Below are 7,230 nucleotides of genomic sequence, written 5' to 3'. Positions count from 1 at the left end.
TCCGGCCCCCGTCCTCCCCCAGGCTCCGCTGGAAGTTCCGGTCCCCGTCCGGACGGCGCTGCCCGCGGGCTTGCGCGTGCTGGGGCTCCTCGCGGTGGCGCTGGTGCCGTGCGCCCTCGCGGTGAGCGAACTGGGGCGCATCCATCCGGACGAGGTGTTCCAGGCGCTGGAGCCCGCGTACTGGCGCGTGCACGGCTACGGCGTGCTGGCCTGGGAGTGGCGCGAGGGCCTGCGCAACTGGGCCGTCCCCGGCGTGCTGGCCGCCTTCCTCAAGATGGCGAACGGGTTCGGCGTCACCGACCCGCGCGTCTACCGGGGCGTGGTGGCGCTGCCCCAGTTCGCCCTGCACGCCTGGAGCCTGTGGGCCGTCTACCGCTTCGCGGAGCGCCGGGCGGGCCCGTGGGGTGGGGCGCTCGCGGTGCTGCTCGTGGGGTTGAGCGCGCCGGTACTCCTCTTCGCCGGACGCACCCTGTCGGAGTCCTTCTCCGCGTCCTTCCTCCTCGTGGCCATGGAGGCCCTGGACCGGCCGGACCCCGGCGCGGACGCGCCCGTGCGCCGGGCGGGGCTCCTGGGCGGCATGGCCCTGGGGCTCGCCGTGGTGACGCGCTACCCGTCCGCCCTCTTCGTGGTGGCCGCGCTCGGGTGGCTGGTCGTCGCCCGGAGGTGGCGCCTGCTCGCCTTCACCTGCGTGGGAGGCGCGGCGGTGGCGCTGGCCCTGGGCCTGCTCGACTGGGGCACCTGGGGCATGCCCTTCCACTCGTTGCTGGCCTACGTGGACTACAACCTCCTCTCCGGGAAGGCCGCGGCCGCGTTCGGCGCCTCGCCGCCGGACTTCTACTGGGAGCCGCTGCTCCAGGCCGTGCCCCTCTGGGCCTGGGCCGCCGTGCCCCTGTCGCTGGCCCCCCTGCTGCGCTTTCGCGCGCTGTCCCTGCCCCTCACCTGCGCGGCCGTCTACACCGCCGTCCTCCTGGCCACGCCCCACAAGGAGGAGCGCTTCCTCTACCCGGGGCTGGTGGTGGCGCTGCTCGCGGCGGCGGCCCAGCTGGCCGCGTCCATCACCGCGCTCTCCCAGCCGGGCCTGAGGAATGGCGCGGCGGTGCTCGCGCTGGCCCTGGGCTTCGTGCATGGCCGCGGCTTCCCGTCCAGCGACCTGCGAGCGGACCAGTTCCGCGCCATCGCCCGGGCCACGCGGGGGGACGCGACGGGGTTGCTCATCGTCAACGAAGGGCTGTGGGGCTCCGGGGGCTTCTTCTACATCGGCAAGAACATCCCCTGGCGCACCTGCGACTGGCCCCGGGACGCGGCCTTCCAGGCCTCCATCCGCGACCGGGCCTTCAATCGCGCCGTCACCTTCGAGGGCCGGGCCCTGCCGGAGCTCCAGGCCGCCGGCTTCCGCGTCGTCCGTGAAGTGGGGCGCGAGACCATCCTCGTCCGCGACTGAAACGAGGCGGCAGCCGGGCAGGGGAGGGCAAGCCCGCAAAGCCGAAGCGCCGGCATCCCCGGAGGGATGTCGGCGCTTCAGGTGAGACAGAACGGCCGGGACACACGCGGAAGTACGCTACCGTTGCTTCCTTCCGGACCTGGCGGGGTTCGCGCCCCCACGTTGTCCCGACCACAAAATCCGTGCTGCTACTTCGAAAATAACAACGGAGAGGGTGGGATTCGAACCCACGATACCCTTTCAGATATGCACGCGTTCCAGGCGTGTGCCTTCAACCGCTCGGCCACCTCTCCAATCACGATGGAGCGGAGAGCGTAGGATTCGAACCTACGGTACCGTTACCGGTACGCCTGATTTCGAGTCAGGTGCCTTCGACCACTCGGCCAGCTCTCCAGAGTATTCAGTTTTCACGTCGCTTCGCGCGCAAGCGCTCGAAGAACGTCTTGAGAAGCTGGCGACTGTCTTCCGCCAGGATACCGCTTGTCACCTGAAGCCGGTGGTTGTGCCGGGGCTCTTCCACCAGGTTGTACAGCGAGCCGACCGCGCCCGCTTTCGGATCCATTGTACCAAAGACGAGTCGGGTGACACGAGACTGAACCAGTGCACCGGCGCACATCGCACACGGTTCCAGCGTCACGTAGAGGGTCACCCCGGAGAGTCGCCACGCATCGCGAGCTTTCGCTGCGGCTGCCAGCGCGAGCATCTCAGCATGAGCAAAGGGGTTTCGGTCGCATTCACGGCGGTTGTAGCCCGTGCCCACGACGTTTCCGTCCAGCACCGCTACCGCACCCACCGGAACTTCACCGAGTGAAGCCGCTTCCCGCGCGAGCTCTAAAGCCTGCTGCATGAAAGCGATGTCGTCACTCATGTTACGTGCGCGCCTGAGAAGAAGTGGCGCTCCCTGGAGGATTCGAACCTCCGGCCTTCGGATTCGTAGTCCGACGCTCTATCCAGCTGAGCTAAGGGAGCATTTCTTCCGGCTGCTGCTTTACATCAAGTGGCGGAGAGAGAGGGATTCGAACCCTCGATACCCTTTCGAGTATGCAGGTTTAGCAAACCTGTGCCTTCAGCCTCTCGGCCATCTCTCCAACTCTTCTCTGTCAAAGAACCACGAAACTCAAGCTCAAAATCGGAGGCGGTAGGATTCGAACCTACGGAAGGCTTTCACCTTCTGCGGTTTTCAAGACCGCTGCCTTCAACCGCTCGGCCACGCCTCCACAGCAGGTGCCGCTCGGTTCCCGGCGGGCCAACCGCGCCCGTGGGGCCGCCCTTCTACATCATTTCTTCCGCGTGGCAAGCGAGATGTTGGCCCCTTTTTACGTCCGGGGCCCCATCACCCTGACTAGAGGGGGCGAAGTTCCTTCAGCCCGCCCATGTACGGCACCAACGCCTCCGGGATGGCGACGCTTCCGTCCTCCCGCTGGTAGTTCTCCATGATGGCGATGCTCGTGCGCCCCACGGCCAGCCCGCTGCCGTTGAGGGTGTGCACCATCTGGGGCTTGTCCCCCTTCTGGGGGCGGAAGCGGATCTTCGCGCGGCGGGCCTGGAAGTCGCCGCAGTCCGAGCAGGACGAAATCTCCCGGTACGCGCCCTGGCCGGGCAGCCAGACCTCGATGTCGTAGGTCTTGCGCGCGCCGAAGCCCATGTCCCCGGTGCACAGGAGCATCACGCGGTGGTGCAGCCCCAGCCGGCGGAGGATGTCGCACGCGTCGTCCGTCATGGCCTCCAGCTCTTCCAGGCTCTTGTCCGGCTGGGAGAACTTCACGAGCTCCACCTTGTGGAACTGGTGCTGGCGGATGAGGCCGCGCGTGTCGCGCCCCGCGGCGCCGGCCTCCGCGCGGAAGCACGGGCTGAAGGCGCAGTAGCGGATGGGCAGCTGCTCACCCTCCAGGATTTCGTCCGCGTGGTAGTTCGTCACGGGGACTTCCGCGGTGGGGATGAGGAAGCGCTCGGGGTCGCCGGACGTCTTGAAGGCGTCGTCCTCGAACTTGGGCAGCTGGCCCGTGCCCATCATCGTCTCGCGCAGCACGAGGTAGGGCGGCAAGAGCTCCGTGTAGCCCTTGGACGTGTGCACGTCGATCATGAACGTGACGAGCGCGCGCTCCAGCCGGGCCAGGGCGCCCTTGTAGAAGGTGAAGCGGCTGCCGGACACCTTCGCGGCGCGCTCGAAGTCGAGCATGCCCAGCGACTCGCCCAGCTCGAAGTGCTGCTTCGGCGTGAAGAGCAGGTTCGGCTTCTCACCCCAGCTCTTCACCTGGATGTTCTCGTCCGCGCTCGCGCCCACCGGGACGGATTCGTGGGGCACGTTGGGGATGACCAGCAGGATGCGGTTGAGCTCGTCCTCGACTTCCTTGAGGCGGGCCTCCTTCTCCTTGATCTCCTGGGAGACGCCGCGCAGGTCGCCGCGCAGCTTCTCCATGGCGGCCGGGTCCTCCTTGGCCTTGCGCTTCATCTCGTCGTTGGCGGCGTTGCGGCGCGCGGCCAGCGCCTCCATGGAGACATAGAGGTCGCGACGCTCCGTGAAGAGCGTCTGGAAGGGGCCGAGGTCCAGGCTGCCGCCCCGCGTCTTCAGTCGGGCGACGACCGCATCGAAGTTCTGCGCAACGTTCCGGAGGTCCAGCATAGGGGCTCGCCTTGTAGTCATCCCGGGCGTGAGCCGGCAAGGCTCACCACGCGCCGGGTGCTCAGGGCCGGACGCCCCCAGGCCCCGGGGGCTGACCGGAAGGGCTCCGCCAGCGGTCTACCCGAGGTCCGGGCGGAGGTCCGGGCGGGCCTGGAACGGAAGGCCCGCCCGTCAAGCCCGCCTAGTGTTCGAGGTCGTAGATTTCGTCCTCGATGTCCTTCTTGTCCGCCGCGTCCGGCTTCTTCACCAGGTACTCCTTGAAGGCCGTGATGGCGTCCTTGCGCTTGTTGCGCTCCTTGTAGGCGAAGCCCAGGTAGTAGAAGGACTGGGCGTTGTCCGGCTCGGCGGTGGTGGCCTTCTTGTACCAGTCGATGGCCTTGGCGTACTGGGCCTGCTCCGTGAAGGCGCGAGCGACCTTGTAGTAGACGTACGTGAGCTTCGGATCCGCCTTGAGCGCCGCCTGGTAGCGGCGGACGGCGTCGTCCCAGCGGGCGGCGTTGAAGAGCACGTCGCCCATGGCGCCCAGCACCCGCGTGCGCTGCGGATCCGCCTTGAGCGCCGACTCGAAGGAGGCGATGGCGTCGTCGAACTCGCCGCGCTCCAGGTGGGCGTGGCCCAGGGCCTCATGCGCGTCCGCGTAGCCGGGCTCCAGCTCCACGGCGGCCTTCCACTGCTCGATGGCGTCCGGCAGCCGCTTCGCGTCGCGCAGGATGACGCCGTACGCGTACTTGTAGTCCGGGCGCTTGGGCGCGCGGTCCACGGCGGTCTTCATGCTGTCGAGCGCCTGGGTGTACTCAGAGCGCTTCGCGCGCACGAGCCCCAGGTAGTAGAGCGCCTCGTGGTTGGACGGCTCGTTGCGCAGCGCGAGGCCCAGGTTGCTCTCCGCGCCGGCCAGGTCGCCCTTCTCCAGGAGCACCGCGCCCAGGGTGATGGGCGTGGTGATGGAGCGGGGGTCCTCCGCCTTGGCCTTCTCCAGCTCCGCGGCGGCCTCGTCCAGCCGGTGCAGCCGCCAGAGGACCAGGCCGCGCTGCAGCCGGCCGTCCTTCAGCAGGTGCGGATCCAGCTCCAGGGCGCGGTTGGCCTCCGTCTCCGCGCGGGTGGCGTCGCCGTTGAGCAGGGCCACGCGCGACAGGCCCAGGTGGGCGTCCGCCAGGTTGGGGTCCAGCTGCACGGCGCGGTCGAACTCCTGCTGCGCGAGCAGGCTGTTGTTCTCCGCGAGCGCCAGCTCACCCAGGCCGGCGTGCACGCCCGCGTGCTCCGGAGCCTGCTGCGCGGCGGCCTCCAGCAGGGTGCGCGCGTCCGCGTTGCGGTGCTGCCGGAGGTACAGGCGGCCCAGGTACAGGCCCGCGTCCACCAGCTTCGCGTCGGCGGCGGTGGCGCGCTTGAAGTGGCCTTCCGCCTCCGTGGGCTTGTCCAGCGCGTCCTCGATGCGGCCGTAGAGGTACGCGATGCGCGCCTCGTTGGGGAAGCTCTTGCTGGCGGCCTCCACGGCGGTGAGGGCGTCCTGCATCTTGCCCGTCATCACCAGCGCGGTGATGTGGCCGTCCACGAACCCCAGGTTGTCGCTGTCCTCCTTCGCGAGCGAGGCGTAGAGCGGCAGCGCGCCGTCGTAGTCGCGCTGCGAGCGCAGCACCTGGGCCAGCTGGGCCTTGATGAAGTCGGAGTCCGGGTTGTCCTTGAGGGCCTCCTTCAGCTCCGTTTCCGCTTCCTTGGGCTTGAACTGCTGGAAGAGGGCCACGCCCTTGAGGCCGCGGGCGCGGGCGCGCTCGGCGGGCCCCAGCGCGTCCTGGAGCTTCAGGGCGCTCTCCACGGCCTGGGCGCCCTGCTCGATGTTCGACTTGCGCACCAGCAGCTCCACCGCGGCCAGCTCCACCGCGGAGGCGGCGTGCTGCGGATCCGCGGCGAGCGCTTCCGCGTAGGCCTTGGCGGCCTCGTCGGCCTTGCCCTGCGCCTGGTACAGGTTGCCCAGCGCGTGGTGGGCCTTGGCGGACTTCGCGTCCTTCTCCAGCACCTTGGTCAGCGTGGCGACGGCGTTGCCGATGTCCTTCTGCTGCGCGTAGGACTCCGCCAGGAGGAAGGAGAGCTCCAGGTCACCCTGGTTGTCCTCGCGGACGGCGGCGTCCCGCAGGCGGGCCTGCACCTCCGCCGCCTTTCGCTGGGTGAGCGCGATGCCGGCGGTGGTCTTGATGACCTCCACGTTCTTCTCGCCCAGCAGCTCGATGGCCTCCATGTGCTTGCCGCACGTGGTGAGGTCGGCGCGCTCTCCGGCCGCGTAGCGGCGCTGCAGGTAGGCGACGGACTGGCACCAGAGGGCGCGGACCTCCGGGTACTCCGTCTTCGCCAGCACCTGGGCGCTCTTGGTGCGCGCTTCCTTGTAGCTGGCGTAGGTGTCCGCCAGGAGCCCCTTGCGCGCCTCCTCGACGAGCTTCGCCTCGGGGGAGCCGGAAGCCACGCGGGACGGGAAGAACTTGTTGCGGCCGAAGGCGCCGTAGCGGCTGGCCTCGAAGCTGGCGCCGGTGCCCAGCACGAGCACCGCCACGCCCGCGGCGATGATGGCGGGCATGCGCTTCTTCCACTTGGCGTCGGAGGCGCTGCGGTCCACGACGGACACCGCGGCCATGCGGCCTTCGTAGAGCTGGCGCAGCCGCTCCATGCTGGCCTGGGGGTTGGCGGGATCCGCGGCGCCCGCCGCCTCCGGAGCCGGCGCGCCCGGGGTGGCCGCGAGCGGCACGGCCTTGGCCGGACCCTCCATCAGCCGCTGGATGGCGGCGGCGAAGACGGGCACGGTGCCGATGGCGGACCACGCCTCCGAGTCCGGCGACACGTCCTCGTTGCCCAGGAGCTGGCCGTCCTCGAGCATCTTGACGATGACGCCCTCTTCGAACGGGCCGAACATCTTCCCGGAGCGGCGGCGCACGTGGAAGCGCTTCACCTGCACGCGGCCACCGGCGTCCTTGCCGGCGCTGTCGTCGATGAAGCTGAGCATCTCCAGGCCGTCCGCGGGGCCCGCGGCGGGCGGGGGCGGCAGCGGCGCGGAGAGGTCCGCTTCCAGGTCATCCACGGGCGCGGCGGTGGGGTCGAACTCCAGCGCGTCCGGCAGGCCCGTGGCCGCGGAGGACGGGACGGGCGAGGGGGCGCCGAAGTCCACGTCGCCGAAGTCCACGGC

General features: G+C 69.5%; 4 protein-coding genes, 5 tRNA genes and 1 other RNA gene. 1 reads left to right on the top strand and 9 read right to left on the bottom strand.

Annotated elements, in window-relative coordinates; all coding sequences use genetic code 11:
- Positions 1 to 1,441, top strand: a 1,441-nt coding sequence (locus tag D7V80_RS39485) for a glycosyltransferase family 39 protein (RefSeq protein ID WP_233586069.1), incomplete at its 5' end; no start/stop codon positions are given.
- An 85-nt stretch (positions 1,442 to 1,526) separates the two neighbouring features.
- On the opposite strand, the gene ffs is transcribed toward D7V80_RS39485, so the two are convergent.
- The 9 genes from ffs to D7V80_RS39440 form a co-directional block, all read right to left on the bottom strand.
- Positions 1,527 to 1,619: signal recognition particle sRNA small type (gene ffs, locus D7V80_RS39480), an RNA gene on the bottom strand.
- Between the two features lie 28 nt (positions 1,620 to 1,647).
- Positions 1,648 to 1,734 (bottom strand) — tRNA-Ser (locus tag D7V80_RS39475).
- A 13-nt stretch (positions 1,735 to 1,747) separates the two neighbouring features.
- Positions 1,748 to 1,834, bottom strand: a tRNA-Ser gene (locus tag D7V80_RS39470).
- Positions 1,835 to 1,841: 7 nt separating this feature from the next.
- Positions 1,842 to 2,309, bottom strand: a complete 468-nt coding sequence (gene tadA, locus D7V80_RS39465; protein ID WP_014394804.1) for a tRNA adenosine(34) deaminase TadA — start codon at positions 2,307 to 2,309, stop codon at positions 1,842 to 1,844.
- Between the two features lie 24 nt (positions 2,310 to 2,333).
- Positions 2,334 to 2,410 (bottom strand) — tRNA-Arg (locus D7V80_RS39460).
- 29 nt (positions 2,411 to 2,439) lie between these two features.
- A tRNA-Ser gene (locus D7V80_RS39455) sits at positions 2,440 to 2,529 on the bottom strand.
- Positions 2,530 to 2,571: 42 nt separating this feature from the next.
- Positions 2,572 to 2,658 (bottom strand) — tRNA-Ser (locus D7V80_RS39450).
- A gap of 125 nt (positions 2,659 to 2,783) precedes the next feature.
- Positions 2,784 to 4,064 carry a serine--tRNA ligase gene (serS, locus tag D7V80_RS39445; RefSeq protein WP_120592939.1) on the bottom strand — a complete coding sequence of 427 codons (1,281 nt, stop codon included), beginning with the start codon at positions 4,062 to 4,064 and terminating at the stop codon, positions 2,784 to 2,786.
- A 181-nt stretch (positions 4,065 to 4,245) separates the two neighbouring features.
- A partial coding sequence (locus D7V80_RS39440; protein WP_120592938.1) for a tetratricopeptide repeat protein occupies positions 4,246 to 7,230 on the bottom strand: 2,985 nt, incomplete at its 5' end.

Origin of the sequence: Corallococcus sp. CA054B, assembly GCF_003611625.1 — a bacterium.
Taxonomy (GTDB): Bacteria; Myxococcota; Myxococcia; order Myxococcales; family Myxococcaceae; genus Corallococcus; species Corallococcus coralloides.
The sequence above is the reverse complement of the archived record's forward strand: the minus strand, read 5'-3'. Positions and strand labels throughout refer to the sequence as shown.

Excerpts from the sequence above, each read along its gene's own strand:
- serS (WP_120592939.1), bottom strand. The coding sequence starts at position 4,064 with ATGCTGGACCTCCGGAACGTTGCGCAGAACTTCGATGCGGTCGTCGCC.
- tadA (WP_014394804.1), bottom strand. The coding sequence starts at position 2,309 with ATGAGTGACGACATCGCTTTCATGCAGCAGGCTTTAGAGCTCGCGCGG.